General features: G+C 71.1%; 23 protein-coding genes. 12 read left to right on the top strand and 11 right to left on the bottom strand.

Translation table 11 applies throughout. The features are described 5' to 3' along the window. Positions 1–21 precede the first annotated feature (21 nt). Positions 22–1,674, top strand: a complete 1,653-nt coding sequence (locus ACWD0F_RS14490; RefSeq protein ID WP_449875387.1) for a fumarate hydratase — start codon at positions 22–24, stop codon at positions 1,672–1,674. 62 nt (positions 1,675–1,736) lie between these two features. Here the strand turns inward: ACWD0F_RS14490 and ACWD0F_RS14485 are convergent, their stop codons facing one another. Both ACWD0F_RS14485 and ACWD0F_RS14480 read right to left on the bottom strand, forming a co-directional pair. Continuing rightward, positions 1,737–2,243 carry a GNAT family N-acetyltransferase gene (locus ACWD0F_RS14485; protein ID WP_449875385.1) on the bottom strand — a complete coding sequence of 169 codons (507 nt, stop codon included), beginning with the start codon at positions 2,241–2,243 and terminating at the stop codon, positions 1,737–1,739. Further along, positions 2,240–2,428 carry a DUF5999 family protein gene (locus tag ACWD0F_RS14480; protein WP_449875383.1) on the bottom strand — a complete coding sequence of 63 codons (189 nt, stop codon included), beginning with the start codon at positions 2,426–2,428 and terminating at the stop codon, positions 2,240–2,242. Before ACWD0F_RS14480 ends, ACWD0F_RS14485 begins: the two co-directional genes overlap by 4 nt. An 831-nt stretch (positions 2,429–3,259) precedes the next feature. Between ACWD0F_RS14480 and ACWD0F_RS14475 the strand changes: the two genes are divergently transcribed. The 3 genes from ACWD0F_RS14475 (at position 3,260) to ACWD0F_RS14465 (ending at position 7,886) form a co-directional block, all read left to right on the top strand. Next, a complete protein-coding gene (locus ACWD0F_RS14475; RefSeq protein ID WP_449875381.1) occupies positions 3,260–4,366 on the top strand; it encodes a serine/threonine-protein kinase in 1,107 nt (368 codons plus the stop codon). A gap of 35 nt (positions 4,367–4,401) precedes the next feature. Beyond that, positions 4,402–6,327, top strand: a complete 1,926-nt coding sequence (locus tag ACWD0F_RS14470) for a serine/threonine-protein kinase (RefSeq protein ID WP_449875379.1) — start codon at positions 4,402–4,404, stop codon at positions 6,325–6,327. Positions 6,328–6,500: 173 nt separating this feature from the next. Further along, positions 6,501–7,886 (top strand): class II fumarate hydratase, encoded by a 1,386-nt coding sequence (locus ACWD0F_RS14465; protein ID WP_449875377.1) that lies wholly within the window; start codon positions 6,501–6,503, stop codon positions 7,884–7,886. A gap of 48 nt (positions 7,887–7,934) precedes the next feature. Here ACWD0F_RS14465 and trpD read toward each other — a convergent pair whose 3' ends face one another. Then, complete coding sequence (gene trpD / locus ACWD0F_RS14460; protein WP_449875375.1) at positions 7,935–8,978, bottom strand: anthranilate phosphoribosyltransferase; 1,044 nt, start codon at positions 8,976–8,978, stop codon at positions 7,935–7,937. A gap of 242 nt (positions 8,979–9,220) precedes the next feature. On the opposite strand from trpD, the gene ACWD0F_RS14455 reads away from it, so the two are divergent. The 5 genes from ACWD0F_RS14455 (at position 9,221) to ACWD0F_RS14435 (ending at position 15,490) form a co-directional block, all read left to right on the top strand. Next, the gene (locus ACWD0F_RS14455; RefSeq protein ID WP_449875373.1) at positions 9,221–9,973 is read left to right on the top strand and encodes a 3-hydroxybutyrate dehydrogenase; all 753 of its coding nucleotides are present in this window, start codon (positions 9,221–9,223) and stop codon (positions 9,971–9,973) included. 111 nt (positions 9,974–10,084) lie between these two features. Further along, positions 10,085–12,010 carry a helix-turn-helix domain-containing protein gene (locus tag ACWD0F_RS14450; protein ID WP_449875371.1) on the top strand — a complete coding sequence of 642 codons (1,926 nt, stop codon included), beginning with the start codon at positions 10,085–10,087 and terminating at the stop codon, positions 12,008–12,010. A 31-nt stretch (positions 12,011–12,041) separates the two neighbouring features. Then, positions 12,042–13,316 carry an MFS transporter gene (locus ACWD0F_RS14445; protein WP_449875369.1) on the top strand — a complete coding sequence of 425 codons (1,275 nt, stop codon included), beginning with the start codon at positions 12,042–12,044 and terminating at the stop codon, positions 13,314–13,316. Further along, positions 13,313–14,320, top strand: a complete 1,008-nt coding sequence (locus ACWD0F_RS14440; protein ID WP_449875367.1) for an alpha/beta fold hydrolase — start codon at positions 13,313–13,315, stop codon at positions 14,318–14,320. Before ACWD0F_RS14445 ends, ACWD0F_RS14440 begins: the two co-directional genes overlap by 4 nt. Beyond that, entirely contained in the window at positions 14,321–15,490 is a 1,170-nt protein-coding gene (locus ACWD0F_RS14435; RefSeq protein WP_449875365.1) for a tannase/feruloyl esterase family alpha/beta hydrolase, read from the top strand. Here the strand turns inward: ACWD0F_RS14435 and ACWD0F_RS14430 are convergent. Then, a complete protein-coding gene (locus tag ACWD0F_RS14430) occupies positions 15,480–17,477 on the bottom strand; it encodes a glycosyltransferase family 2 protein (protein ID WP_449875363.1) in 1,998 nt (665 codons plus the stop codon). The genes ACWD0F_RS14435 and ACWD0F_RS14430 overlap by 11 nt on opposite strands. Positions 17,478–17,547: 70 nt before the next feature. Next, a complete protein-coding gene (locus tag ACWD0F_RS14425; protein ID WP_449875361.1) occupies positions 17,548–18,264 on the bottom strand; it encodes an aggregation-promoting factor C-terminal-like domain-containing protein in 717 nt (238 codons plus the stop codon). Positions 18,265–18,531: 267 nt separating this feature from the next. Between ACWD0F_RS14425 and ACWD0F_RS14420 the strand changes: the two genes are divergently transcribed. From ACWD0F_RS14420 to ACWD0F_RS14410, 3 genes are read left to right on the top strand one after another with little or no spacing between them, the layout of a single operon-like run. Continuing rightward, entirely contained in the window at positions 18,532–19,206 is a 675-nt protein-coding gene (locus ACWD0F_RS14420; RefSeq protein ID WP_449875359.1) for a response regulator, read from the top strand. Then, on the top strand, positions 19,203–20,615 hold the full coding sequence (locus tag ACWD0F_RS14415) for a sensor histidine kinase (RefSeq protein ID WP_449875358.1): 1,413 nt from the start codon (positions 19,203–19,205) through the stop codon (positions 20,613–20,615). Before ACWD0F_RS14420 ends, ACWD0F_RS14415 begins: the two co-directional genes overlap by 4 nt. Then, the gene (locus tag ACWD0F_RS14410; RefSeq protein WP_449875356.1) at positions 20,612–21,109 is read left to right on the top strand and encodes a hypothetical protein; all 498 of its coding nucleotides are present in this window, start codon (positions 20,612–20,614) and stop codon (positions 21,107–21,109) included. The genes ACWD0F_RS14415 and ACWD0F_RS14410 overlap by 4 nt, the downstream gene beginning before the upstream one ends. On the opposite strand, the gene ACWD0F_RS14405 is transcribed toward ACWD0F_RS14410, so the two are convergent. From ACWD0F_RS14405 to ACWD0F_RS14380, 6 genes are all read right to left on the bottom strand, one after another. Then, positions 21,110–22,429 (bottom strand): PhoH family protein, encoded by a 1,320-nt coding sequence (locus ACWD0F_RS14405; RefSeq protein ID WP_449875354.1) that lies wholly within the window; start codon positions 22,427–22,429, stop codon positions 21,110–21,112. It lies immediately after the preceding gene. 206 nt (positions 22,430–22,635) lie between these two features. After that, positions 22,636–23,397, bottom strand: coding sequence for an isoprenyl transferase (locus ACWD0F_RS14400; RefSeq protein WP_449875352.1), 762 nt, complete (start codon positions 23,395–23,397; stop codon positions 22,636–22,638). Between the two features lie 59 nt (positions 23,398–23,456). Beyond that, a complete protein-coding gene (locus ACWD0F_RS14395) occupies positions 23,457–24,005 on the bottom strand; it encodes a hypothetical protein (RefSeq protein ID WP_449875350.1) in 549 nt (182 codons plus the stop codon). A gap of 37 nt (positions 24,006–24,042) precedes the next feature. After that, positions 24,043–24,918 (bottom strand): DUF7064 domain-containing protein, encoded by an 876-nt coding sequence (locus ACWD0F_RS14390; RefSeq protein ID WP_449875348.1) that lies wholly within the window; start codon positions 24,916–24,918, stop codon positions 24,043–24,045. A gap of 15 nt (positions 24,919–24,933) precedes the next feature. Further along, complete coding sequence (locus ACWD0F_RS14385) at positions 24,934–25,326, bottom strand: hypothetical protein (protein ID WP_449875346.1); 393 nt, start codon at positions 25,324–25,326, stop codon at positions 24,934–24,936. Then, positions 25,323–26,138, bottom strand: a complete 816-nt coding sequence (locus tag ACWD0F_RS14380) for a DUF692 domain-containing protein (RefSeq protein WP_449875344.1) — start codon at positions 26,136–26,138, stop codon at positions 25,323–25,325. Before ACWD0F_RS14380 ends, ACWD0F_RS14385 begins: the two co-directional genes overlap by 4 nt. Between the last annotated feature and the right edge of the window lie 68 nt (positions 26,139–26,206).

Genomic DNA, 26,206 nt, shown 5'->3' with positions numbered 1-26,206 from the left:
AGGAAGAGCGAAGGGATGGACATGGGCGAGTTCGACTACACCGACCTGCTGCCGCTGGGAGCCGATGAGACCGAATATCGGCTGATCACGACGGAGGGGGTGCGGAAGGTCGAGGCGGCTGGGCGTACGTTCCTGGAGGTCGAGCCCGAGGCGTTGCGGCTGCTGACCGAGGCGGCGATCCACGACATCTCCCACTTCCTGCGCGCCTCGCACCTCACCCAGCTCAGGAAGATCGTCGACGATCCCGAGTCCAGCGGCAACGACCGGTTCGTCGCCCTCGACCTGCTGAAGAACGCCTCGATCTCGGCCGGCGGCGTGCTGCCCATGTGCCAGGACACCGGCACCGCGATCGTGATGGGCAAGCGCGGCCGGCACGTGCTGACCGACGGGCTCGACGCCGAGCACATCTCGCGGGGCGTGTACGACGCCTACACGCGCCTCAACCTGCGTTACTCCCAGATGGCCCCGCTGACCATGTGGGAGGAGAAGAACACCGGCAGCAACCTGCCCGCCCAGATTGAGCTCTACGCCGAGGACCCGCACGGCCACGCCGACGAGTACAAGCTGCTCTTCATGGCCAAGGGCGGCGGCTCGGCCAACAAGTCGTTCCTGTACCAGGAGACCAAGGCCGTGCTCAACGAGAAGCGCATGCTGGCCTTCCTGGAGGAGAAGATCCGCTCGCTGGGCACCGCGGCCTGCCCTCCGTACCATCTGGCGATCGTCGTCGGCGGCACCTCCGCCGAGTTCGCGCTCAAGACCGCCAAGTACGCCAGCGCGCGCTATCTCGACTCGATCCCCACCGAAGGCTCCGCGTCGGGGCACGGGTTCCGGGACGTGGAGCTGGAGGCCAAGGTCTTCGAGCTGACGCAGAAGCTGGGCATCGGGGCGCAGTTCGGCGGCAAGTACTTCTGCCACGACGTACGCGTCATCCGCCTGCCCCGGCACGGCGCCTCCTGCCCCGTGGCCATCGCGGTCTCCTGCTCGGCCGACCGCCAGGCGCTGGCGAAGATCACGCCGGAGGGCGTGTTCCTGGAGAAGCTGGAGACCGATCCGGCCCGTTTCCTGCCGGAGACGACCGACGAGCACCTCTCGGAGGACGTCGTCGAAGTAGACCTCAACCTGCCGATGCCGGAAATCCTCGCCCAGCTGACGAAATATCCCGTCAAAACGCGGCTTTCCCTCAGCGGCCCGCTCGTGGTCGCCCGCGACATCGCGCACGCGAAGATCGCCGAGCTGCTCGACAACGGCGGCGAGATGCCGCAGTACCTCAAGGACCACGCCGTCTACTACGCCGGACCGGCCAAGACCCCCGAGGGATACGCCTCCGGCTCGTTCGGGCCGACGACCGCCGGGCGGATGGACTCCTACGTGGGGCGCTTCCAGGCGGCCGGCGGGTCGATGGTGATGCTGGCCAAGGGCAACAGGTCCGCGCAGGTGACGGAGGCCTGCCAGGAACACGGCGGCTTCTACCTGGGCTCCATCGGCGGCCCGGCGGCCCGGCTGGCGCAGGACTGCATCAAGAAGGTGGAAGTGCTCGAATATCCCGAGCTGGGGATGGAGGCGGTGTGGAAGATCGAGGTGGTGGACTTTCCCGCGTTCATCGTGGTCGATGACAAGGGAGACGACTTCTTCACCGATCGCACCGGCCCCGTCCTGAGCATCGGCCGCCGCTGACCGATCCGGCCGGCCCGGCCGGCCCCGGCCGGGCAGTGTGGCCGGGCAGTTTGGCCGGCCGGTCAGGCGGTGAAGGGTGCCGGGTAGGTGATCGTGCCGCTCGGCACCGGCCTGGCCTTGTCGAGCACCAACGCCATCATCGCCTCGTCGGGAACGTCGAAGGGCGCTCGGATGCCATAGGCGGAGGCTCGCACGAAGCCGAAGCGCGGATAGTAACTGGGGTGCCCCAGCACGAGCGCCAGATGCTCACCCCGCTCGCGGGCCCTGGCCAGCCCGGCGGCGATGGCGGCCGAGCAGGCGCCCTGCCGCTGGTAGGCGGGGAGCGCGGCGCAGGGGGCGAGAGCCAGGGCGGGCACTCCGCCGACGTGGCAGCGGGTGAGCAGTGCGTGCCCGGCCACGACCCCGTCGTGCTCGGCCACGATGGACAGGCCCGGCACCCAGGCGGGATCCTTGCGGAGCGCGTCGACCAGGTCGGCTTCGAGCGAGGTGGCGAACGCCGCGAGGTTGACCTCGCGGACCGCCGGCACGTCCCGCTCCTCCTCCGGCCTGGCGACCCAAGAGAGCTTCACGCGGCGACAGGGGCTCGGTGCGGGGCCACGACCCTGCCGTCGGGCAGCAGGAGACCGGTGTCATCGAACAGCACGACGCCGTTGCAGAGCAGGCTCCAGCCCTGGTCAGGGTGGGCCGAGATCACGTGTGACGCCTCACGGTCGGGCGAATCGGCACTCGGGCAAGCGGGGTAGTGACTGCACATGGCGCACCTCTCAGATAGCGCTCCTGTTTCGTGATCTCAAAAGGGCAGCGGTCGCCCCGACGGCGTGCGAAGGTCCAGCGCGGATCTGGCCGGCCTCTTCGGCCGCCGGCGAATCTGGGTCTGGCGCATCTTCATCACGTCCCTCAATGGTCTCTCATTAGCGGTTGGACCTCGGCGTACACCCTCAGTCTGACGACCGGCACCGACAGTTTCAGCCGTCTCGCTGAGCGCTTGTCTTCTCTCATGAGTAACCATGCCCCCGTCCCCTTACGGCACCCTTACAACTCGCTGACGTTCCTGTCAGGCGGCCTGCCGCATCCCCGGAAAGTCCCCTACTTGGCATCATGCACATTTATTCGAGACGTGGGTGTGCCGGACGGCACACACCCCTCGCGAGCTGGGCAAACATCCGGCAAAAAGCCGGGAGGGAAAACGTGGCCCGGGCGGCGGCAAGGCGGTTCGCACGGCGGGACGAACCGGCCCTCGCCGCCGGATCGAGAAAGCGCGTGCCCGGCGACTTGCGGCGCGCTTGCGCCCGGATTCTCTGGCTTGCAAGCCTTCGAAGGGCTCCGGACGCCCGCCGGGCCGGCGGCCTCGCAGGGCTCGCGTAGGCTCGGAAGGCTCGGCGCGCCCGCCGGGCTCCGGGTTCGGGCGGCCGGCCCGAGGTCGCCCGGGTGCGGGCCCGTCACCGCGCCGAAGCCACCTCAACCGGTACGGATGCGCTCAGGAGGTTCGCTGACGTGACGAGTCAGGCGGGTTGACTTAAGTTCGCAACAAATTATCGGCCCCGCCTCTACTGGTCGGTTTACACAAATAGGTAAGCTGCCAGGCATGCGTGCGCCCTCCGGTTACCTACTCGCCGCGCGCTATCGGCTCGTGGAGCCGGTCGGTCGGGGCGGCATGGGCACCGTTTGGCGGGCGCATGACGAGTTGCTCGACCGCGACGTGGCGGTCAAGGAAGTGCGCCTGCCCACCGTGCTCGACGAGGAGCTGCGTGCCGAACTGTGCGCGCGCACCGAGCGCGAGGGCCGGGCCACCGCGATGGTCGCGCATCCCTCCGTCATCACCGTCTTCGACGTCGTCACCGAGGACGACCGGCCGTGGATCGTCATGGAGTTGCTTCGGGCCAAGTCTCTTGAGCAGCTCATCCAGGAGCACGGACCGCTCCACCCCCGCAGGGCCGCCGAGATCGGCCGGCAGATCCTCGGGGCGCTCCGCGCCGTGCACGCCAAGGGCATCCTGCATCGCGACGTCAAGCCGAGCAACGTGCTGGTGACCGAGGACCGCGCCGTGCTCACCGACTTCGGCCTGGCCGCGCTCGAAGGTGACGTTTCCATCACCCAGGCGGGCATCGTTCTGGGGTCCGCCGGTTACATCGCTCCCGAGCGGGTGCTCGGCTCGAAGGCCAGCCCCGCCGGCGATCTGTGGTCGCTCGGCGCGACCCTCTACACCGCCGTCGAGGGCCGGGGCCTGCACGGCCGGCGTACGGCGGCCGCCGCGCTCGCGGCCCTGACCAGCGGCGAGCCGATCCCGATGACGAAGGCGGGCCCGCTGGCCCCCATCCTGGACGCGCTGCTCAGGATCGATCCGGCGACCAGGCTCGACTCCGTGCGCGCCTCGCTGATGCTGGCCAGGGTGGCCGCGGGCGGCTCGGCCGAGGACCCGCTGGCCGCGCGCAGGTCCGTACGCTCAGGGCCGGCGAGCTCGCCCTCCTTCTCGCGCAGGCCCGCACACCGCGGGCTGCACCGGGTGGAGCCGCCGCCCGCGCCCGTCACCGTGCCCGCACCCAGACAGGAACGCAAACCAGGTGAGGGGGTTCATCGGAAGCGAGTCGAACCACGACCAGCTCCGTCCGCTTATGCCCGTTTCAAAGCTACGATGATAAAGTTGTGCCTTCCTCGGCGGTTCTGGCCAAGAGAACTTCGCAAGCGAGGGTAAAGCACTTCCCAAGCGAGAATCGATATCTTCTTCTCATGCCGGAACAGCAGACACGCCTGCTCGCGGAGCGCTACGAGCTCATAGCACCGCTCGGTCGGGGGACCATGGGCACCGTGTGGCGTGCCCGCGACCGCGCGCTCGGGCGCGAGGTGGCGGTCAAGGAAATCCGCCAGGACCCGGGACTCACCGAGGAACAGCGGTCCGAGCTGCGCGAACGCATGGTACGCGAGGGCCGCATCGCCGCGCGTATCAACCACCCGTCCGTCGCCTCCATCCACGACGTGCTGATCCAGGACAACAGTCCGTGGATCATCATGGAGCTCATCGAAGCCCGCTCGCTGGAGCAGGTGATCGAGGAAGAGGGGCCGCTTCCGCCACGGCTCGTGGCGGAGATCGGCGTGGACCTGCTCGGGGCGCTGCGGGCCGCGCACGCCCAGGGCATCACGCACCGCGACGTCAAGCCGGGCAACGTACTCATCACCGAGAGCGGCCGGGTGGTGCTGACCGACTTCGGCATCGCCAAGGCCGAGGGAGACTCGCGGCTCACGAAGACGGGCATGGTGATCGGATCGCCCGGCTACACGGCCCCGGAACGTGCCAGGGGCGAGTACACCGGGCCGGAGTCGGACATCTGGTCCCTCGGAGCCACCCTGTACTACGCCGTCGAGGGACGGCCGGCCTACGAGCGCTCCACCATCGCCGAGACGCTGGCGGCCCTGCTCACCGAGAGTGCTGATCCGCCCACGCAGGCGGGGCAGTTGCGACCGGTGCTGAACGGGCTGCTGAGCAAGGACTATCGGCAGCGGCTCAGTGCTGCCAAGGCGGAGACCCTGCTTCGTATGGTCGCCGACACCCCCACGAGCGAGATGCCGGTGCTCACGGCCGAGGCTCTTATGGCGCAGGAGGCCGCTTTGCCCGACCCGTTCGCCCGACCTAAGACACCCGCCGGCCAAGGACCGACCGGTCAAGGACCCGGCGGTCCAGGGGCGGGTGGTCCAGGGGTTGGCGGTCCAGGGGTTGGCGGTCAAGGCGCCGGGCGCCAGCGGCCTGGTGCGCCGGTGCCCGCAGGGCCGCCGGTGCCCACAGGAGCGAGGGGTCCGATGGGCGCCGGACCAGGCGGACCAGGCGGACCGAGAGCGCAAGGGCCTGGCGGGGCCGGGCAGACGCCCGGTGCGCCGGGCGGCCGGCGACCCGGTGGCCAGCCCGACTCCGGTCCGCAACCTGGGCCGCAGCAGGGGCCGGGGCGCGGGCCGAACACGCCGACCGTACCGCAGAGCGCACGGCCGCCTCAGAACCAGGCGTTCTCCTCACAAGCGCCAGGCCCCCAACGCCCCAGCGCGCCGAACGCCTTCAACTCGGGGCAGGGCACCGGGCCGATGGGACCGGACAACGGCCGAGAGCAGGGCACCGGACCGATGGGGCAGGACACCGGCCCAGGACAGGGCACCGGGCCGATGGGACCGGGCGGGCCGGGCACGGCGCCGGTGCGTCAGGCCGGCGCGGCCGGGCCGCGCGGGAACGCGCCGGGGGCTCCCTCCGGCGAGCCGGACTACGACCCCGAGCGGACGGTCAGCATCTCCAGGCCCAAGGGTCCTTTCCCGTCGGCTCCCGAGCAGCAGGGCCGCCCGCGGCAGCCAGGCGACGAGGGCGCCATCGTCACCACGCGCATCCAGTCGCCGCAGCTCGGCTCACCCGGCCAGCAGGTCTATCCGGTGCCCGCCCCGCAGCAGCAGATGATGCCCCAGCAACAGCAGCCACCGGGTGGTCCGCAGCACCCCCAGCAACACCCGCAGGGTGTGCCGGGGCAGAGCGGCGGCCTGGGCACGGATCTGTTCGCCATCGCGGGCCAGCCGGAGAAGCCGCCGGTGGGCAACCGCAACGGCATGCTGGTCCTCATGGCGGTCGCCGCCGCCGCGGCCGTGGTGATCGCCGTGCTGATCGTGGCGCTCCTCTCGAAGTAATCGTCATCCGGCCTCGGGCGCGCCACCGCCCGAGGCCGTGGCCGGCCGATCGGCAGCGCTGATCGGCAGCGCTGATCGGCAGCGCTGATCGGCCGGGGCGATGAGGTTCGGGCCGTGCCGATCAGCGGGAGGGCCTTCGGTACGATCGGCCCGCCGTGGTTCAGACTGAAGATATGAGCGACTTCAGAATCGAACACGACTCGATGGGCGAAGTCCGCGTGCCCTCAGGTGCGAAGTGGCGCGCGCAGACCCAGCGGGCGGTGGAGAACTTCCCTGTTTCCGGCCGGCCGCTGGAGCCTTCCCACATCGCCGCGCTCGGACTGATCAAGGCGGTCGCCGCCGAGGTGAACGGCGAGCTCGGCGTGATCGACAAGGACCTGGCCGAGGCGATCGCGCAGGCGGCGGCGGACGTGGCGGAGAACGAGCACGACGCCCACTTCCCGATCGACGTCTTCCAGACCGGTTCGGGCACCTCCTCCAACATGAACGCCAACGAGGTGATCGCGACCCTGGCCGAGGAACGACTGGGCCGGCCCGTGCACCCGAACGACCACGTGAACGCCTCCCAGTCGTCCAACGACGTCTTCCCGACCTCGATCCACGTGGCGGCGGCGACCGAGGTGAGCTACCACCTGCTGCCCTCGCTCAGGCATCTGGCGGAGACGTTGCGGGCGAAGGCCATCGAGTTCGACGGAGTGGTGAAGTCCGGGCGCACGCACCTGATGGACGCGACGCCGGTGACGCTGGGCCAGGAGTTCGGCGGGTACGCGACGCAGATCGAGCACGGGGTCCTGCGCGTGACGAGGGCTCTCGACAGCGTGCTGGAGCTGCCCTTGGGCGGCACGGCGGTGGGCACGGGCATCAACACCCCGCCCGGCTTCGCGCAGGAGGCCATCGAGAAGCTGCGCCAGGCCACGAGCATCGAGTTCCGCGAGGCCGTGGACCACTTCGAGGCCCAGGGGGCGCAGGACGCCATCGTCGAGCTGTCAGGGCAGCTCAAGGTGGTGGCGGTCTCGCTGAACAAGATCGTCAACGATCTCCGGTGGATGGGCTCGGGGCCGCGCGCCGGGCTCGGCGAGATCAACCTGCCGGATCTGCAGCCCGGCTCGTCCATCATGCCGGGCAAGGTGAACCCGGTGATCCCCGAGGCCACCGCCATGGTCGTGGCGCAGGTCATCGGCAACGACACGGCGATCACGTTCGCGGGGGCGTCCGGCGCTTTCGAGCTGAACGTGCAGCTCCCGATCATCGCCCGCAACATCCTGGAGTCGATCAGGCTGCTGGCCAACGTGTCGCGGCTGCTCGCCGACCGCTGCGTGGCCGGCATCACCGCGAACGTGGCGCGCCTGCGCGAGTACGCCGAGTCGTCCCCGTCGATCGTCACGCCGCTGAACAGGTACGTCGGCTACGAGGAGGCCGCCAAGATCGCCAAGCAGGCGCTGGCCGAGCGCAAGACCATCAGGGACGTGGTGATCGAGCGCGGCCACGTGGCCGACGGCACGCTGACCGAGGACCAGCTCGACGCCGCGCTCGACGTGTTGTCCATGACCCGCCCCTGAGCGAGGTCGTGTCCATAACCCCGCCCCTGAGCGGGGCCTTGACCGCCGCTAAGCGGGTTTGCGGGTGGCCTGGCCCCAGCGGGTGAGCAGCGACAGGGCGGCCCCGGAGTCCACCGCGTCCGCGGCCCGCTTGTACGCCGCCCCCATCGCGGCCGTGAGCTCGGGCACCGGTGGCGTGCCGTCGCAGGCCACCACGGCGGCGGCCGCGTTCAGCAGGACGATGTCGCGCACCGGCCCCCGCTCACCCGCGAGCACCGCCCGCGCCACGGCGGCGTTGTGCCGCGCGTCGCCGCCCCGCAGGTCACGGGGGTGGGCGCGCGGGATCGACAACTCGGCGGGGTCGAAGGCTGTGCGTGTCACGACGCCCCGGCGCACGACCCAGATGGTGGACGGCCCGGAGGTGGTGAGCTCGTCGAGCCCGTCGTCGCCGCGGAAGACCAGCGAGGAGCCGCCGCGTTCGGCGAGCACGCCGGCGATGACCGGCGCCATCCCGGGATGGAAGACGCCGACCGCCTGGGAAGGCGGCAGGGCGGGGTTGGTGAGCGGGCCCAGGAAGTTGAAGACCGTGGGGACGCCCAGCTCGCGGCGCGGCCCCGACGTACGTCTCAGCGCCGGATTGAAGGCCGGTGCGAAGCAGAACGTGATGCCGACCTCGTCCGCCACCCTGACCACCGCGGCGGGCGACAGGTCGACGGCGACGCCGAGCTCTTCCAGCACGTCGGCCGCGCCCGCCATGGACGAGGCCGCCCGGCCACCGTGCTTGACCACCTTCACGCCCGCGGCGGCGGCCACGATGGCGGCCATCGTGGAGATGTTGACGGTGTTGGCCCGGTCGCCGCCGGTGCCGACGACGTCCACGGGGTCGCCGGAGATCCTGATCGCGGTCGATCGGGCGAGCATGCCGTCGGCCAGCCCGGCCACTTCCGCCACGCTCTCGCCCTTGGCCCGCAGCGCGATGGCGAACGCGGCGATCTGGGCGTCCGTCGCCATGCCCGACATGATCTGGTTCATCGCCCAGGCGGCCTGCCGCGCGGTGAGCGAGCGGCCGTCGAGCAGCAGGGTGAGCAGTTGCGGCCAGGTGGTCGTGTTCATGGTGGCGCCCCTTTTTCGTCAGTGCTCGACGGGGGCTCGCGTGCGACATGCCACCGGCCACCTCGTCGAGGCGGCCGGAGTGCGTATGCGCTGGGTGGACCGCCTAGGAGGCGGGCCACCACTGGAGCGGATACGCGATCATCTCATCAACATATCAGACCAGGTGCTCCACATAGCGCGACACCGATCTATGTCGGCGGCACCCATGCGGCGCGGCGCGGCGAGCGCCTAAGGTGCGGGATATGGCGAAGGAGCTGACGGGGCGGACCGCGCTGGTGACCGGGGCCGGCGGCGGGATCGGAGCGGCCTGCGCCCGGCGGCTGGCCGCGGCGGGGGCCAGGGTGGTGGTCGTCGACATGCGGGCCGGGCCCGCGGGGAAGGTGGCCGCCGAGATCGGCGGCACGGCAGTGGTGACCGATCTGAGCGACCCGGGCTTCGTGGCGTCCCTGCCGGACGAACCCATCGACATCGTGGTGAACAACGCCGGGTTCCAGCACGTCGCGCCGATCGAGGAGTTCCCGCCCGAGGTGTTCGCCACGATGCTCAAGGTCATGGTGGAGGCGCCGTTCCTGGTCGCGCGGGCGGTGCTGCCCGGCATGTACGCCAGAGGCTGGGGCAGGTTCGTGAACATCTCCTCCGTGCACGGGCTGCGCGCCTCGCCGTACAAGTCGGCGTACACGACGGCCAAGCACGCGCTGGAGGGCTTCTCCAAGGTCGTCGCGCTCGAAGGGGCGGCCCACGGGGTGACCTCGACGTGCGTGTGCCCCGCCTACGTGCGGACCGGCCTCGTCGAGGCGCAGATCGCCGACCAGGCCGAGGTGCACGGCATCGCGCCGGACGAGGTCGTGGCGGACATCATGTTGCGGCCGGCCGCGATCAAGCGGCTGATCGAGCCCGAGGAGGTGGCCGAGCTGGTCGCCTACCTGTGCGGGCCCGCCGGCGCGTTCATCACCGGCGTGTCGCTGCCCGTCGACGGCGGCTGGACGGCCCGCTAGTGAGCTTGCGAGGGAGTGCCGTCGTCTGGAGGAGCGTAGGGAGCGAAGCGACCGGAGCGGGGGAAGACGGCGGCGCGAGGCGACCGAGCCCGCCTCTGCGAAGCAGAGGCCATGAGTAGGGCTTTCCTGGAACTGCTGGCCAGGGAGGCGTCGGCGGTCGAGTTCGAGGGGCCGATCATCCAGGCCAGGGCGGCCGGCGCCGATCCGGCCGCGATCGAGGAGCTGGAGCAGGCCAAGGTCGAGGCGCTCAAGGTGCGGGCGCTGCTCAGGCGGCGGGCCCGGCGCGAGGCCGAGCTGTCGGCGTTGTACGACACGGCCGGCGACCTGGCCGCGCTGCGCGACCTCGACGCCGTGCTGGAGGCCATCGTGCACCGGGCCAGGCAGTTGCTCGCCACCGACATCGCGTACATGACCCTGCACGACCCCGAGCGGGGCGACACCTACATGCGGGTCACCGACGGGTCGATCTCGGCCAAGTTCCGGCGGTTGCGGCTGGCCATGGGCGCGGGGCTGGGCGGGCTGGTGGCGCAGACGGCGACGCCCTACTCGACGGCCGACTACTTCGCCGACGCCAGGTTCCGCCACAAGACCGACATCGACGACGCCGTCACCGAGGAGGGCCTGGTCGCGATCCTCGGCGTGCCGCTGCGGCTGGGGCAGCGGGTGATCGGCGTCCTCATGGCCGCCAACCGCAGCGCCAGGCCGTTCCACCAGGAGGAGGTGTCGCTGCTGGCCAGCCTGGCCGCGCACGCCGCCGTCGCGATCGACAACGCCAGGCTCCTGCAGGAGACCCGCGACGCGCTGGAGGAGCTCTCCCGGGCGCACCGGACGGCCAGGCAGCACGGGGAGGCCGTCGAGCGGGCCGCGCTGGCCCACGACCGGATGACCTCGCTGGTGCTCCGGGGCGGCGGGATCGAGGACGTGGCCGCCGTGGTGACCGACGTGCTCGGCGGGTCGCTGGCCGTGCTCGACGACCTGGGCCGGGCGATCACGGGCGACGTGGGCGAGCTGGACTCGGGGGTGTTCGAGGCGGCGCAGGCGTCCAGGGCGCTGGGGCGTACCGTGCGGCGGGGCGACCTGCTGATCGCCTCCGTGGACGTCGGCGGGGAGCCGTTGTGCACGCTCATCCTGCGCAGCGACGACGCCGACGAGCGGATCCTGGAGCGGGCGGCGCTGGTGTGCGCGCTGTTGCTGCTGTTCAGGAGAAGCGTGGCCGAGGCCGAGGGCCGGGTCAGGGGTGAGCTGCTCGACGACCTGATCGCGCGGCCCGACTCCCCCGGGCTGGCCGACCGGGCGCGGCGGCTCGGGGTCGATCTGGGCGCGCCGCACGTCGTGGTGGTGGTCAAGCACGACGGGCAGCGCGAACGCGCCGCGTTCTGGGCCTCCTCGCAGGCCGCCGTCCGGCACGGGCTGGCCGCCGGCCGCGGTGACGAGGTGGTGCTGCTGCTGCCCGGCACGAACGCGGGCGCGATCGCGCAGCGCGTGGCCGCCGAGCTGAGCGCGTCCCTGCACGTCCCGGCCACGGCCGGCGCGTCGAAGGCGGTCCCGGACGGCGACCCGGCACACGGCCACCAAGCCCGCCCGGCGCAAGACGCCGCCCGCCCGGCGCAGGGCGTCGCCCGTGCCTATCACGAGGCCCGCAGGTGCGCCGAGGCGCTGATCGCGCTCGGGCGGGCGGGTGACGGCGCGAGCGCGGCCGAGCTGGGCTTCGTGGGCCTGCTCGTCGGCGACGGCCGCGACGTGCGTGGCTTCGTCGGCCGGGTGCTCGGCCCGGTGATCGACTATGACGCCCGCCGGGGCACCGCGCTGGCCGGCACGCTGGCGGCCTACTTCGCCGCCGGCGGCTCGCCCTCGCGTACGGCCGAGGCCATGCACATCCACGTCAACACCGTCACGCAGCGGCTCGACCGGATCGCCAAACTGCTCGGCGACGGCTGGATGGACCCCGAGCGCGCGCTGGAGATCCAGCTCGCCCTCCGCTTGCACCGGCTCGGCCACACATCCACCCCGGAGACTGTGGGTCCCGACCCCATATGAGTGACGCCGGTCACAACCTACGGTGACCGGCATGGCCACTTCCATCAAGAAGATCGTCGCCGCGAGCCTGATCGGCACCACCATCGAGTGGTACGACTTCTTCCTGTACGGCTCGGCAGCCGCGCTCGTGTTCAACAAGCTCTTCTTCCCCGACTCCGATCCGCTGACCGGCACGCTGCTGTCGTTCCTCACCTACGCCGTCGGATTCGTCGCCCGCCCGCTCGGCGGCCTGATCTTCGGCCACTTCGGCGACCGGCTGGGCCGCAAGACCCTGCTGGTCGTCAGCCTGCTGCTGATGGGCGCGGCGACGTTCCTGATCGGCTGCCTGCCGACGTACGAGACGCTGGGCCCGTCCGCGGCGCTGCTGCTGACCGCGCTGCGGCTGGTGCAGGGCTTCGCGCTCGGCGGCGAGTGGGGAGGCGCGGTGCTGATCGTCTCCGAGCACGGCGACACCGCGCGGCGCGGCTTCTGGGCCTCGTGGCCGCAGGCCGGCGCTCCCGGCGGGAACCTGCTGGCCACCGGCGTGCTGGCGGCGCTGGCCGCCTGGCAGTCGGACGAGGCGTTCCTGGCGTGGGGCTGGCGGGTGCCGTTCCTGCTGTCGGGCGTCCTGGTGCTGATCGGTCTCTGGATCCGGTTGACGATCACCGAGTCGCCGGTGTTCCAGCAGGCCGAGCCGGAGGAGCGGGCGCCGATCGTCGGCGTGCTGCGCCACCACTGGAGGGACGTGATCACCGCGATCGGCGCGCGCCTGGCGGAGAACATCTCCTTCTACCTGCTCACCGTCTTCGTCATCACGTACGCCAAGCAGATCGAGGTCGAGAACTCCACCGTGCTGGGCGCGGTGCTGATCGCCTCGGTCATCCACTTCGCCACGATCCCGATGTGGGGCGCGCTGTCCGACCGCGTCGGCCGCCGCCCGATCTACCTGGCGGGCGCCGCCGGGATCGGGGTGTGGATCTTCGCCTTCTTCCCGCTCGTCGACACGGGCAACTTCCTGGCGATCACCCTCGCGGTCACCGTCGGCCTGCTCTTCCACGGCATGATGTACGGCCCCCAGGCCGCCTTCTTCTCCGAGTTGTTCGGCACGAGGATGCGCTACACCGGCGTCTCGATCGGCGCGCAGCTCTCGGCGATCGTGGCGGGAGCGCTGGCCCCGATCATCGCGGTCTCCCTGCTGAAGGCGTATTCGAGCAGCGTGCCCATCTCGGTCTACCTTGGTCTGGCGGCGGTGCTCACCCTCATCGCGGTCTACGCCGCACAGGAGACCCAGGGCCGCGACCTGGCCGGAAGGATCCACGCGCGATGAAGATCACCACCCCGCGGCTCACCCAGCACGTCCTGACCGGCGCGAGCACCGGCGAGAGCACCGGCGAACCCGTGCTCTTCGTGCACGGGAACGTCTCCTCCAGCGCGTTCTGGCGCGACAGCATGGCCGCGCTGCCGGCCGGCTACCGCCCGCTCGCGCCCGACCTGCGCGGCTTCGGCGAGAGCCACCCCGCGCCCGTCGACGCCACGCGCGGCCTGCGCGACTACTCCGACGACCTCGCCGAGCTCATCGAGGCACTGGCCCTGGACGGTGTCCACCTGGTCGGCTGGAGCCTCGGCGGCGGCGTCGTCCTGCGGCTCCTGCGCGACCATCCGGCCGCGATCAGGAGCGTCACCCTGGTCAACCCCATCTCCCCGTACGGCTTCGGCGGCACCCACGACGTGGACGGCACGCTCACGCACCCCGACGGCACGGGCGCCGGCGCGGGAGCGGCCAATCCCGACTTCGTGACCCGGCTGCAGGCGGGCGACATGTCGGACGAGTCCCCCACCTCGCCGCGGAACGTCCTCCGCTCTGCCTACGTCAAGCACCCCGGCGTCCCCGACGAGGACTTCTACGTCCGCTCGATGCTCACCACCCGCGTCGGCGAGTCCCACTACCCGGGCGACGCCGTCACCTCCCCCGCGTGGCCGGGCGTGGCCCCCGGCAAGTACGGCGTGCTCAACGCCATCGCCCCCACCCACTTCCGCCTGGACGACCTGCACGAGATCGACCCCAAGCCGCCCATCCTGTGGATCAGGGGCGCGGACGACGTGATCGTCTCCGACACCTCCCTGTTCGACCTGGCCCACCTCGGCGCGCTCGGCGTCGTGCCCGGCTCCCCCGGCACCCCGGCCCAGCCCATGGTCGCCCAGACCAGGGCGGTGCTGGAGCGCTACGGCCCCTACCGCGAGGCCGTGCTGGACGACTGCGGCCACAGCCCGCACATCGAGCACCCGGCCGCGTTCGCGCGCCTGCTGGCCGATCACCTGAGGGAGGCTTAGATGTTCGTCGCGCTCACGCTGGTGGCGAGCCTGCTCACGCCGTTGCCGGGACAGCCCGCGCCGTTACCGGGACGGCTCACGGTGCCGGGCGCCGAGCACACGGTCAGCGCCACGCTCGGCGACCTCACCACCGCCGGCACCGCGAAGACCGGCCACACCGACCCGGCGGACTGGGCCGGCCTGCACTCGGCCGCCACGGTCAACCCGACGGGCGTGCCCGGCGTCCAGATCGACGGCTACTTTCCCGACACCTCCACCACCAACGCCACCCACGGCTGGAACCACGACTCCCAGTTCGTGATCAGGCTCCCCGACGACTGGAACGGCGGCCTGGTCGTCGGCGGCACCCCCGGCAACAGGGAGCAGTACGCCAACGACTACACGATCTCCGACTGGGTCCTGGCCAAGGGGTACGCGTTCGCCTCGACCGACAAGGGCAACGTCGGCGTGGACTTCCACGAGGACGGCCGCCACCCCGGCGACGCCATGGCCGAGTGGAACGACCGCCTCACCCAGCTCACCGTGGCCGCCAAGGCCGTCGTCAGGCAGCGGTACGGCCGGCCGGCCCGCCGCACGTTCGCGGCCGGCATCTCCAACGGCGGCTACCTGGTCAGGTGGCAGCTGGAGAACCGTGGCTGGCTCTATGACGGCGGCGTCGACTGGGAGGGCACCCTCTGGCGGGTCAAGGGCGACAACCTGCTGAACTTCCTGCCGCCCGCGCTCACGGCCTACCCGGACGAGGCGGGCGTGCGCGCGGCCGGGTTCGCGGCGGGCTCGGAGTTCCTGTGGCCGTTCCACCGGCAGTATTACTGGGAGCTCACCCAGCAGCTCTACCAGAAGGAGCTGGACCCCTCCTACGAGGGCGCCCCGGCCGACTACGACTACGACCGGCGCAGGCCGTACGCGGCGCTGGCGAAGATCGCGCTCACCGGCCGGATCACCAAACCGCTGATCACCCTGCACGGAACGCTCGACACGCTGCTGCCGATCTCCCGCGACTCCGACGTCTACGCGCGGATGGTCGGCCCGCACCGGCCCTTCCGCTATCACCGGATCGAGGGCGGCAACCACCTGGACAGTCTGGTGGACGTCTACCCCGACCGGCTCACGCCCATCCTCCCGGCCTTCAGGAGCGCCTTCGAGGAGCTGGAGGGCTGGGTCAGTCCCTGAGGTAGCGATGCCTGCCCGCGCGCGCCAGGCGCACCATGTGCCGCGCGCCGGGCAGCCTCCGGCCGATCCGGTGCAGCACGGTGTCGCGGCCCATGGGCGAGCGCCGCCCGGGGTCGACCGCCGCGGCGGGACGTGACTCGATCCGGCCCCTGCGCATCTCCAGCGCGAACCGCAACCCGATCTCCTCCTCCGGCGAGCGCAGCGACGACAACCAGCCGCCGGGGCCGAGCCTGTCGGGGCCCGGCATGAGCCGCTTGACCGGCACCTTGGCCACGAGCTGGCCGGCGAGCCTGCCCGGCACCCCGGCCTCGACCAGCGCGGGCGCGCTCACCTCCCGGCCGCGCCGCCCGGTGCTGCGCAGCACCAGCTCCAGCGGCGGCCCGCCGCTCGGCGGCACGTACGGCACCGGCAGCACGACGTAGACGTGCCCGTCGAGCTGCTTGACCTCCACACCCGGCGACACGAGCGCGATCGACTCGCTGAACGAGCGCGGCTCGATGGCCAGCCCCAGCTCACCGTTGTCGCTCCAGCACGGCACCACCAGGCGCATCCTGGGCCGCTGGGCCAGCACGCCCAGGCAGTTGAGCGGGCCCGCAGGGCGGCCGACGCGGCTCCTGGCCTGGTTGGCGCCGCTGAACATGCGTACGTGCAGCTCCCACTGGCCGGGCCGGAGCGGCCGGCCGAAGGCGGCGCTGGTCACGTCGAGCCGGATCTCCGCCTTGATCCGCACCCGGACGTGGCGGCGGCCGTCCTTGATCCGCTCCACGCGCTGGGTGAGCGGCAGGAAGTGCACGACGCCCGTCTCCGCGTGCCGCACGTAGAGATCGACGCGGGCCCGGTCGACGGCGTCGGTGATGTCGGTGACGCCCTCCGGCAGCGACCGGCCGCCCACCGAGCGCGGGGGCACCCAGTGCAGGCGGTCGCCGTCCACGCGGTACCTGTCGGGGGTGCCGTCGCCCGACAGGACCTCCACGGTCAGCCCGAGCACCAGGACGTGGGCGTCCCAGCGCACCTCGGTGAGGTCGGCGCGCAGGCCGGCCCGCCTGGACGAGTACGACAACAACACGATCTGGTCCAGGCGGCCCGCCCGGACGAAGGCGGCCACGGCCCGGAGCTGGACCGGCAGGTAGCGGTCCAGGCTCTGCGGGAAGCGCTCGGCCATGAGCTCCTGCACGACGCGGAAGTGCAGGCCCCGATCGACGGAGGAGTCGGCGAACCTGCTGGTCAGCAGCGGGCGCAGGAGGGCGTAGCGGAGCCAGTAGGCGTACATGCGGTCGCGCTGGCGGCTCGGGCCGACGTAGGTGTCGACGTCGTCGAGCAGCGCGCGCAGGTCCTTGGCGATCGCCCGCGGATCCTCCTCGGTGCCGGAGGGCTCGCCCAGGTGGCAGCAGAGATGCTCGGCCAGCACGGCGATGACCTTGGCGTGCAGGTAGGCCCGCATCACGAACGCCTGCTCGGCCATCCGGCCGCCGGGCACCGCGAAGCCCAGCTCGTGCTCCTCCAGGAAGGCGCGGCGGTAGAGCTGCTGCGGGGTGAGCAGCGTGAGCAGGCGGTCGCGCAGGATGTCGGCGCGGGCCGTGCCACGTTCGAAGGCGGTCATCGGCGGCCCGTAGTCGCGCACCAGGCGGCCGATCAGCACGTCCGCGTCGGTCTCCACGGCGCGCTCGTACATGCGGGCCAGCGCGTCCTTCTCCAGGCGGTCGCCCTCGTCGAGGAAGTAGACATAGTCGCCGGTCGCCGCCGCGAGGCCCACGTTGCGGCCGCGCATCGGCGAGCCGGTCTGCGGCAGGTGCAGCGCACGGACGTTGCCGCGGGCCGCGGCGATGATGTCGAGGCGCTCCCCGGTGCCGTCCGTGGACCCGTCGTCCACGAAGATCACTTCGTAGTCGTCCGCCGGCAACGTCTGCTCCAGCGTGGAGCGCATGCACGCGTCGGCGGTGCCGCCTGGATTGTGGACATTGACGATCACACTGACCTTCACACCCATGCGGCCAGCGTGCGCCCGTATACACCTATGGGCGCGACGGCTTGCCGATTGGAGAAGGAAAGTTGACCTGTTAGTACCAGCCCACCGACTGAGAATGCCCCCAAGCGCCGCACGGAGTGCCGTAGCGGCCCTTGATGTAGCCGAGCCCCCACTTGATCTGGGTGGCCGCGTTGGTCTGCCAGTCGGAGCCCGCGCTGGCCATCTTGCTGCCGGGCAGGGACTGCGGGATGCCGTACGCGCCGGAGTAGCGGTTCATCGCCCGCTCGTTCCAGCCGCTCTCCTTCTGCCAGAGCCGCTCCAGGCAGCCCCACTGGTCGTCGCCCCAGCCCTGCGCGCCGAGCATGGTCTTGGCGGTGGCCTTGTTGCTGCCGGGCGAGGGGTCGCTGCCCGGCGGGAAGTTGATGGCGGGGAAGCCGCCGCCGGACGGGGCCCGCTTGGGCACCACCCAGTCGTCGAAGTCGCCCTTGCCCGCTCCCGTGCGGCCCTTCTTCAACTGGTCGGCCCGGTACGCCTGCTCGGCGGCGTTCTTGCGCGCGTCGGTCTCGGGATCCTCGACGGACAGGTCGCCGCCGGCGATCGCGCCGAGCTGCTGCGCGGTGAAGGGGTCGACGGGCGGCTTACTGGCGTTCTGGATGGCGCGGTTGGCGATGTATCCGCCGCCCCCGAAGACGACCACCAGTGTCAGGGCGATGAGGATGACCCGCTTCGGCGTGAAGCGCGCAGGCCGGCGCGCCGAGGGCAGATCTTCCTTCGGACGGCGCTCACTCAACTGCGGGCTACGGCTCACGAACCATGAGCTTGCCCTGTCATGGGGGGTGGTCCGCAACCGAAACGAGGTAATCGCTTGGCGCTGCCTTGGCTAATCACCAGGTTAGCGGGTAATTTCCGGAATACTGTGACATTGGTCACATATGGGTGGCTCCCCTTCGAGCACCCGCGAACCGAAGGGAAGCCCCTTATAGGGTTCCGTGCGTCCTTTGGGATCTCATCCCCACCATGTCTCAGTTTGGTGACACAACGCGGGTGTCCGTGACATGGAACAATAATGTGCCACGTGGCAGGCATCCTCCTTGTAGAAGACGACCCCTCGGTCCGCATGGCCTTAGAGCTTGCGCTGACCCGCCAGGGGCACTCCGTCACGTCCTACGCGACGGGCGAGGAGGCTCTCGACCACATCAGGGCCCGCCGTCCCGAGATCGCGATCCTCGACGTCATGCTCCCCGGCATCGACGGGGTCGAGGTGTGCCGCCGGGTCCGCAAGCTCGACCAGCTCCCCGTCATCCTGCTCACCGCCCGCGGCGACGACCTGGACGTGGTCGTCGGCCTGGAGGCGGGCGCCGACGACTACGTGGTCAAGCCGGTCGAGCCCCGGGTCCTGGACGCGCGCATCCGCGCCATCCTGCGCCGGGCCGAGTCCGCCGCCTCCGACCGCATCACCTTCGGCGACCTCGTGATCGACCGCGGCGCGCTCAAGGTCACGCTGGCCGGCAAGGAGATCCACCTGACGCCGACCGAGCTGCGGCTGCTGCTGGAGCTCGTCCGCCATCCCGGCCAGGTGCTCAACCGCCGCTACCTGCTGCGGGTGGTCTGGGACCACACGCACATCGCGGACTCGCGGCTGGTGGACGCCTGCGTGCAGCGGGTCCGCGCCAAGATCGAGCCGAAGCCCGCCGAGCCGGTGTTCATCCACACCGTGCGCGGGTTCGGCTACCGGTTCAGCCCTCCGTGATCCCGCTCCCCACCGGGCTGCGGGCGCGCCTGGTCATCACGTTCACGCTCGTCGCCGTCGCCGCCTCGCTGCTGGTCGCCACGATCGGCTTCGAGCTGGCCAAGACCGCGCTCGTCACCCGGGCCGAGAACACCTCCCTGGACCTGGTGAGCAGGGAGCTGAGCAGCATCACCTTCCCCGTCGGCAGGCTCAGGCCGGGCGAGGCCGCGCCGACGATCAAAGAGCTGCAGCTCGTGTCCCAGGCGCTGAGCGGTCCCGGCCGGGGCGTGCTGGTCGAGTACGGCGGCCTGTACGCCGTCGAAGGCCCCATGACCGCCGGCGACGTGCCCAACGAGCTCTACGGCCGGGCCAAGCAGAGCGTCGTCAGCCAGCGCAAGATCATCCGTAACGAGCTCTGGCTCATCGTCGGCGCCGAGGTCTACCGCGACGCCGACGGCGTGCCCGAGGCCACGGGGCTGCGCGCGTTCGTCTTCTTCCCGATGCGCGACGACGTGCGCCAGCTCGACACGCTGCGGACCACGCTCACCCAGGCCGGCGTGGTCATCGTGCTCATCGCGCTGGTCGTCGCGCTGCTGTCGGCCAGGCAGGTGCTGCTGCCCGTCAGGCGGCTGAGCGCGGCGGCGCAGGCGCTCGGCCAGGGCCGGCTGGACACCCGGCTGCCGGTGCACGGGCAGGACGAGCTGGCCGAGCTGACCGCCAGGTTCAACGACGCGGCGGCGGCGCTGGAGCTCAGCGTGTCGGAGCTGCGCGCGCTGGAGGCCATGTCCCGCAGGTTCGTCGCCGACGTCTCCCACGAGCTGCGCACGCCGCTGACCGCCATGACGGCCGTGGCCGACATGCTCTCCGAGGAGGCCGGCCGGCTGCCGGACGCGCCCGCACAGGCCGTCAGGCTGGTGCTCAAGGAGATCGAACGGCTGCGCGAGCTGGTCGAGCACCTCATCGAGATCAGCCGCTTCGACGCCGGCACGGCCACCCTGAACGTGGAGCCGGTGAACGTCGCCGAGGCCATCCACGACTGCCTGGAGGTACGCGGCTGGAGCGACCAGGTCAAGGTCACCGCCTCCCAGGGGTTGACCGTCAACCTGGATCCGAGGAGGTTCGACGTCATCGTGGCCAACCTCGTCGGCAACGCGCTCAAGCACGGGGCTCCCCCGGTGTACGTCAACGCCAGAGGCACGGAGAACGGCCTGGAGGTGAAGGTGCGAGACCACGGCAGAGGCATCCCCCTGGAGGCGCAGCCCCACGTCTTCGACCGCTTCTTCAAGGCGGGCACCGGCCGCGCCCGCAGCCAGGGCAGCGGCCTCGGCCTGGCCATCACCCGGGCCAACGTGCACCTGCACGGCGGCACGGTCTCCGTACGCGCCCAGACCCCCGGCGTGGTCTTCACGGTCTGGCTGCCGCACGCATGAGAGCCGTCGCCGCCCTCGTGCTGCTGCTCGCCCTGGCCGCCTGCGGCATCACGCCGACCGACGCCCTGGACCGGGGCAGCGCCCCCACGATCAGGGTCCCGCCGCCGTCCAAGACCATCTACCTGGTCAAGAACGGCGACCTCAGCCTGCAGCCGGCCGACGTCGAGGACGACACGGTCGACAGCCTGCTCGGAGCCCTCTTCGACGCCTCCACCCACCCGCTCGGCGAGCTGGACACGGGGCTGCGCGGGTTCGTGTACCGGGGGATCAAGGACTCGCTCAACCCCGTACGGCGCGATGAGATCCAGCTTCCGCGCACCTCGACGTTGTCGGTCCTGATCAGCGGCGAGGGGACGCTGAGCGAGCTCGGCAAGGCGCAGATCGTGTGCACGGTCCAGCAGGAGATCGCGTACGAGCAGGTCAAGATAGTCCGGGAGAATGAGAACCGCCCCTCCAAGTCGGAGGGGCAGTTCACCTGCGGCGAGCTGAAATAGCTACATCGTGATGTCCTCGAGCATCTCCGTGACCAGGGCCGCGATCGGCGAGCGCTCGGACCTCGTCAGCGTGACGTGGGCGAAGAGCGGATGGCCCTTCAGCTTCTCCACCACCGCCACCACGCCGTCATGCCGGCCGACGCGCAGGTTGTCGCGCTGGGCGACGTCGTGGGTGAGCACGACCCGCGAGTTGGCGCCGATCCGGCTCAGCACCGTCAGCAGCACCCCGCGCTCCAGCGACTGGGCCTCGTCCACGATCACGAACGCGTCGTGCAGCGACCGGCCGCGGATGTGCGTCAGCGGGAGCACCTCCAGCATGCCCCTGTCGAGCACCTCCTCGATCACCTCGGGCGAGGTGACCGCGCCCAGCGTGTCGTAGACCGCCTGCGCCCACGGCCCCATCTTCTCGCCCTCGGAGCCCGGCAGGTAACCGAGCTCCTGGCCGCCGACGGCGTACAGCGGGCGGAAGACGACCACCTTGCGGTGCTGCCGGCGCTCCAGGACCGCCTCCAGGCCCGCGCAGAGCGCCAGCGCCGACTTGCCCGTGCCCGCCCGGCCACCGAGCGAGACGATGCCGATCTCCGGGTCCATCAGCAGGTCGAGCGCGATGCGCTGCTCGGCGGAGCGGCCGTGCAGGCCGAACACCTCGCGGTCGCCGCGCACCAGCCGCACCGACTTGTCGGGCTGCACCCGCCCCAGCGCCGAGCCCTTGGCCGACAACAGCCGCAGTCCCGTGTGCGCCGGCAGCTCTCTGGCCTCCTCCAGCTCGGCGGTGCCCTTGTCGAAGAGCGTCTCCACGTCTTCGGCGGTCACCTGGATTTCGGCCATCCCCGTCCAGCCGGACTCGTGCACCAGCTCGGCACGGTATTCCTCGGCCGTCAGACCGATCGAGGCCGCCTTGACCCGCATGGGCAAATCTTTGGACACCAGGACGACGTCGCGACCCTCGGCGGCCATGTGGCGGGCCACGGTCAGGATGCGCGTGTCGTTGTCGCCCAGGCGGAACCCCACTGGCAAGATGGACGGATCGCTGTGATTGAGCTCAACCCTGATCGTGCCGTCTCCCGTAGGCATCGCCTCGTCGAGCCTGCCGTACTGTACGCGCAGGTCGTCGAGGTAGCGCAGGGCCTTCCTGGCGAAGTAGCCGAGCTCGGGATGGTGACGCTTCCCCTCCAGCTCGGTGATGACCACGATGGGAAGGACGACGTCATGCTCGGCGAAGCGGGTCATTGCCGCCGGGTCGGCCAGCAGGACCGAGGTGTCGAGCACGTACGTGCGCTTGGCCGACTGGTGAGTAGGGTTGCTCGAGGACACTGCCACACGTTCTCCCCCGGGCGCCCCGACGTGCGGGCGCCCTGCAGACGAGGCGGGATTTGGACCGGACCCGCGTCCCCGACCGCGAACTGCCGTCGGCGCCGGGTTCCGGCCCCCTCGGCAGATGTTGGTGCAAAGGCGGGCCCTCTCCGGAGTGTCCGGCCTGTGACCGGACACTTCCAACGTTACGTCCTGGATACCCAGATGTCGTGTCAAGAACCGTAACGTCGGTGTCTCGCAGCGTAATCGCGCAGTGCTCGCAGGAAATCCACCCTGCGGAAGTCCGGCCAGTAAGCCTCGTGGAAGTAGAACTCCGAATGAGCGCTCTGCCACAACATGAAGCCGGACAAGCGCTGCTCGCCCGAGGTCCGGATGAGAAGATCCGGGTCGGGTTGGCCGCGAGTGTAAAGATGCTCCGCGATGTGCTCGACATCGAGGACCTCGACAAGGTCCTCGATGCTGGCACCCTTGCTCGCATGCTCCTGGAGCAGTGAGCGCACCGCATCGGCAATCTCACGTCTTCCTCCATACCCAACTGCAACGTTCACAATCAGGCCGGGACGGTGTGATGAAGCTTCTTTTGCGTTTTTCAGGACATTCGCTGTTCGGTCCGGAAGAAGATCGAGCGCGCCGACCGGGCTGATCCGCCAGCCCTCCTCCACCAGCTCCCGCGTCACGTCCTCGATGATGCGCAGCAGCGGGTCCAGCTCTTCCCTCGGCCGGTTGAGGTTGTCGTTGGACAACATCCAGACCGTGACGACCTCGACGCCGGTCTCGCGGCACCAGCTCAGCAGCTCGGAGATCTTGTCCGCGCCCTTGCGGTGGCCGGTGGCGACGTCGCGCATGCCCATGGCGCGCGCCCAGCGGCGGTTGCCGTCGATGATGACCCCGACGTGCCGGGGGACGCCGTCCTTGGACAGCTTGGCCTCCAGCCGGTGCTCGTACAGCCGGTAGACCAGATCGCGCAGGCCCACGGAGTGCCTCCCCAGCGGTGCTGTGCCTTTGGTCGGTCGAATGACCCAACAGGCAATTATCACCGCGATTCGCCCGTGCCTGCTCCCTTCACCGGATTCGTGGCCAAGTCTCTGCCTTCCAGACACCCCTCGGCTTCCTGCACGAGATCGCGCACGAAGGCCGACAACTCCGCCGAGGTCAGCACCGCCCGCATGCCCACGCCCCCGGCGCCCCATGCCTCCACATAGGCCCGCCTCGTCACCCGCCACTCGCCGCGTCCCGGCTGCCACAGCGGGATGGTCCTGAGCTGGCAGCGCAGCTCGCCGCCGCCCACGAGACTGGACCTGGCGCGGTAGCGGAAGGAGAACAACTCACTGTCCGGCTCCTGGTCGGGGAACCTGTCGTCGGGGTCGGCCCACTCCTTGGCCGCTCCCCTGCCCCGGCGGGCCTCGTCGACGCCGCGTGACAGGCGCGCGAGCAGCCAGCCGCACCGCTCGCCCACGCTGCCGTAGGGCGTGCCGTCCCGATGCAGCTCCAGCGTGACCTCGTACGGCATGCCGACGCTGTCCGTGCACGCGATCGGCGTCACCGTCAGATAGCTGCCATCGACACAGCGTAGTCCTCCCACCTCCTCACCTTTTCCGGCCGTTCGTCCGCTAAACCGGCTATGCCCAGCCGTGTACCCGCCAGCCCGGCGGCTGGTGCCACTCGGTCCAGCCGTGGCCCGTACGGCCGTCCTCGGTCTCGAACGTGCACATCGCCCGGGGGAACTCGGCGACCTCCCCCTCGGGCGACGTCAGCGTCACGGGGGCGAAGGCGATCGGCCGCACCGTCGTCGCGAGCCCGGGGAAGCGCAGCAGGCTCTCGGCGGGCCGGCCGTCCTCGAACTCCGTGGCCGCCGAGAAGCCCGGCACGTGCGCCGGCTCGCCGCCCGGCGGCGCGACGAAGGCGGGCCAGGGCAGGTCCAGGCCCAGGTTGGCCCGCATGCCGTGCAGGTGGGTGCCGTCCTGGAGCCGGCCGCTGCTCCACAACCAGGAGATCGACCACCAGTCCCGTACGCCCCAGCTGTGGTCGCGCTCGCCCCACCCGTGGAAGGGCACGCCGTCTACCGTGCCGGTGACCTCGCAGGGGATCTCGTAGCGGGGCGTCAGCGCGTAGCCGTAGACGCCGGCCGTCGTGCGCCATTCGAGGTCGAGCGCCAGCTCGGCGGAGTCGAGGCGCAGCCGGGCGGCGCGCAGGGGCTCGGTGACCCGCTGGGACGCCTCGTAGCCGGCGCCGCCGACCACCAGGTCCTGGCCCGGCAGCGGGGCCTCGTGGTCGATCAGGGCGGCCCGGCGGCCGTCCCTGGTGACCAGGCAGGCCCAGTACCAGGCGCGTTTCCAGTTGGGGTAGAGGCCGAGCCGGACGTAGCCGCCCAGCTCGCCGTCGTCCGCGACGAAGTCGAAATAGTACGACTCGTTCCACAGCGGCTCACCGCCGGGTTCGTGCGCCTGCTCGTCCTCCTGGCCCAGGGGCCAGCCACCCATGTTGACGATCCGCATGTCGCCTCCCAAGCGCTAGCTTAGGAGACGCGACCACCAGCGGGCCCGGCGCGGCGGATCATCCGGCAGTCTGCCCCGCTCGCGGAGCCAGGCGGCGAAGTCGTCGGCGTCGGCGCGGTAGCCGGGCGGGGGCGTGTCACGGGCCCGCGCGTAGGCCCCGAACTCCGCGGCCAGGTCGGGCCCCGCCGCGGCGGCCGCGTCCGGGCGGATCCTGGCCACGATGCCGCGCCGCTTGGCGATCAGGCTGGACGCCTGCGCCCGTATCCGCTCCTGGTCGAAGCCCGCCGGCGGCTCGGCTCCCGCGACAAGCGCCGCCACCACCCGGGCCTGCGCCTCGGCCAGCCGCTCCCGCCCGGGCGGGCCCGAATCGGTCACCGCCGGCGGGTCCGGCGGGCTTGAACCGGTCACCGTGTCTCCCTGGCCGGTGACATCGCGGACCTGATCCTGGACAGCTCGCCCGCCAGGGCCGCGTCGCTCGGGTAGTGGTCGTCCCACTCCAGCAGCACGCCCGGCGGCGCGGCGCGCGCGCACAGCTCGGCGAGCAGGTCCAGCACGGGCTCCGGCACGGACGTGGTGTGCGTGTCGTGCCAGATGCCGTCGCGCTCGTATCCGCCGGCCACGTGCACGTAGGACAGGTGCTCCAGCGGCAGCGCGTCGAGCGCAGCCACGGCCGGCGAACCCAGGTTGACCTGGTTGGTGTAGAGGTTGGCGACGTCGATCAGCAGCCCGACGCCGGTCCGCTCCACCAGCTCGGCGAGGAACTGCCCCTCGGTCAGTTCGTCGTCGGGCCAGCCGAAGATGGCGGCGACGTTCTCCAGGGCCAGCGGGACGGGCAGCGCGTCCTGCGCCTGCCGCACGTTCTCGGTGACGATCCTGAGGGACTCGCGGGTGCGCGGGACGGGCAGCAGGTGCCCGGCCTCCAGCCCGCCGCCGCGGACGAACGCCAGGTGCTCGCTGACCAGCGGCGCGTCCAGCGTCTGGGCGCAGGCCGCCAGGTGGGCCAGCCGGGCGGGGGACGGCGGCTCGGCTCCGCCCACGCCGAGCGACACCCCGTGCGGGATGACCGGCAGCCCCCTGGCGCGCAGCAGGCGTAAGGACTCGGGCAGGTGGGCCGGCTGGATGTTCTCGGCGACCACCTCCACGAAGTCGACGCCGTCCATGCGCTCGATCGTCAGATCCAGCTCTGATCGCCAGCCGATGCCCACTCCCAGGTGCGACATCTCAGCTCCCTCTCCCACAAAGACCCCCGCAACCTCCGCGACCCGCCCCGGCTCGCGACCTGTATCCG

The sequence above is a fragment of the Nonomuraea sp. NPDC002799 genome, assembly GCF_053592075.1.
The sequence above is the reverse complement of the archived record's forward strand: the minus strand, read 5'-3'. Positions and strand labels throughout refer to the sequence as shown.

What these genes read in the sequence shown, in the direction of transcription:
- ACWD0F_RS14470 (WP_449875379.1), top strand. Translation starts at nt 4,402, where the DNA reads ATGCCGGAACAGCAGACACGCCTGCTCGCGGAGCGCTACGAGCTCATA.
- ACWD0F_RS14480 (WP_449875383.1), bottom strand. Translation starts at nt 2,428, where the DNA reads ATGTGCAGTCACTACCCCGCTTGCCCGAGTGCCGATTCGCCCGACCGT.
- ACWD0F_RS14465 (WP_449875377.1), top strand. Translation starts at nt 6,501, where the DNA reads ATGAGCGACTTCAGAATCGAACACGACTCGATGGGCGAAGTCCGCGTG.
- trpD (WP_449875375.1), bottom strand. Translation starts at nt 8,978, where the DNA reads ATGAACACGACCACCTGGCCGCAACTGCTCACCCTGCTGCTCGACGGC.
- ACWD0F_RS14440 (WP_449875367.1), top strand. Translation starts at nt 13,313, where the DNA reads ATGAAGATCACCACCCCGCGGCTCACCCAGCACGTCCTGACCGGCGCG.
- ACWD0F_RS14475 (WP_449875381.1), top strand. Translation starts at nt 3,260, where the DNA reads ATGCGTGCGCCCTCCGGTTACCTACTCGCCGCGCGCTATCGGCTCGTG.
- ACWD0F_RS14450 (WP_449875371.1), top strand. Translation starts at nt 10,085, where the DNA reads ATGAGTAGGGCTTTCCTGGAACTGCTGGCCAGGGAGGCGTCGGCGGTC.
- ACWD0F_RS14435 (WP_449875365.1), top strand. Translation starts at nt 14,321, where the DNA reads ATGTTCGTCGCGCTCACGCTGGTGGCGAGCCTGCTCACGCCGTTGCCG.
- ACWD0F_RS14380 (WP_449875344.1), bottom strand. Translation starts at nt 26,138, where the DNA reads ATGTCGCACCTGGGAGTGGGCATCGGCTGGCGATCAGAGCTGGATCTG.
- ACWD0F_RS14430 (WP_449875363.1), bottom strand. Translation starts at nt 17,477, where the DNA reads ATGGGTGTGAAGGTCAGTGTGATCGTCAATGTCCACAATCCAGGCGGC.
- ACWD0F_RS14455 (WP_449875373.1), top strand. Translation starts at nt 9,221, where the DNA reads ATGGCGAAGGAGCTGACGGGGCGGACCGCGCTGGTGACCGGGGCCGGC.
- ACWD0F_RS14410 (WP_449875356.1), top strand. Translation starts at nt 20,612, where the DNA reads ATGAGAGCCGTCGCCGCCCTCGTGCTGCTGCTCGCCCTGGCCGCCTGC.
- ACWD0F_RS14390 (WP_449875348.1), bottom strand. Translation starts at nt 24,918, where the DNA reads ATGCGGATCGTCAACATGGGTGGCTGGCCCCTGGGCCAGGAGGACGAG.
- ACWD0F_RS14490 (WP_449875387.1), top strand. Translation starts at nt 22, where the DNA reads ATGGGCGAGTTCGACTACACCGACCTGCTGCCGCTGGGAGCCGATGAG.
- ACWD0F_RS14445 (WP_449875369.1), top strand. Translation starts at nt 12,042, where the DNA reads ATGGCCACTTCCATCAAGAAGATCGTCGCCGCGAGCCTGATCGGCACC.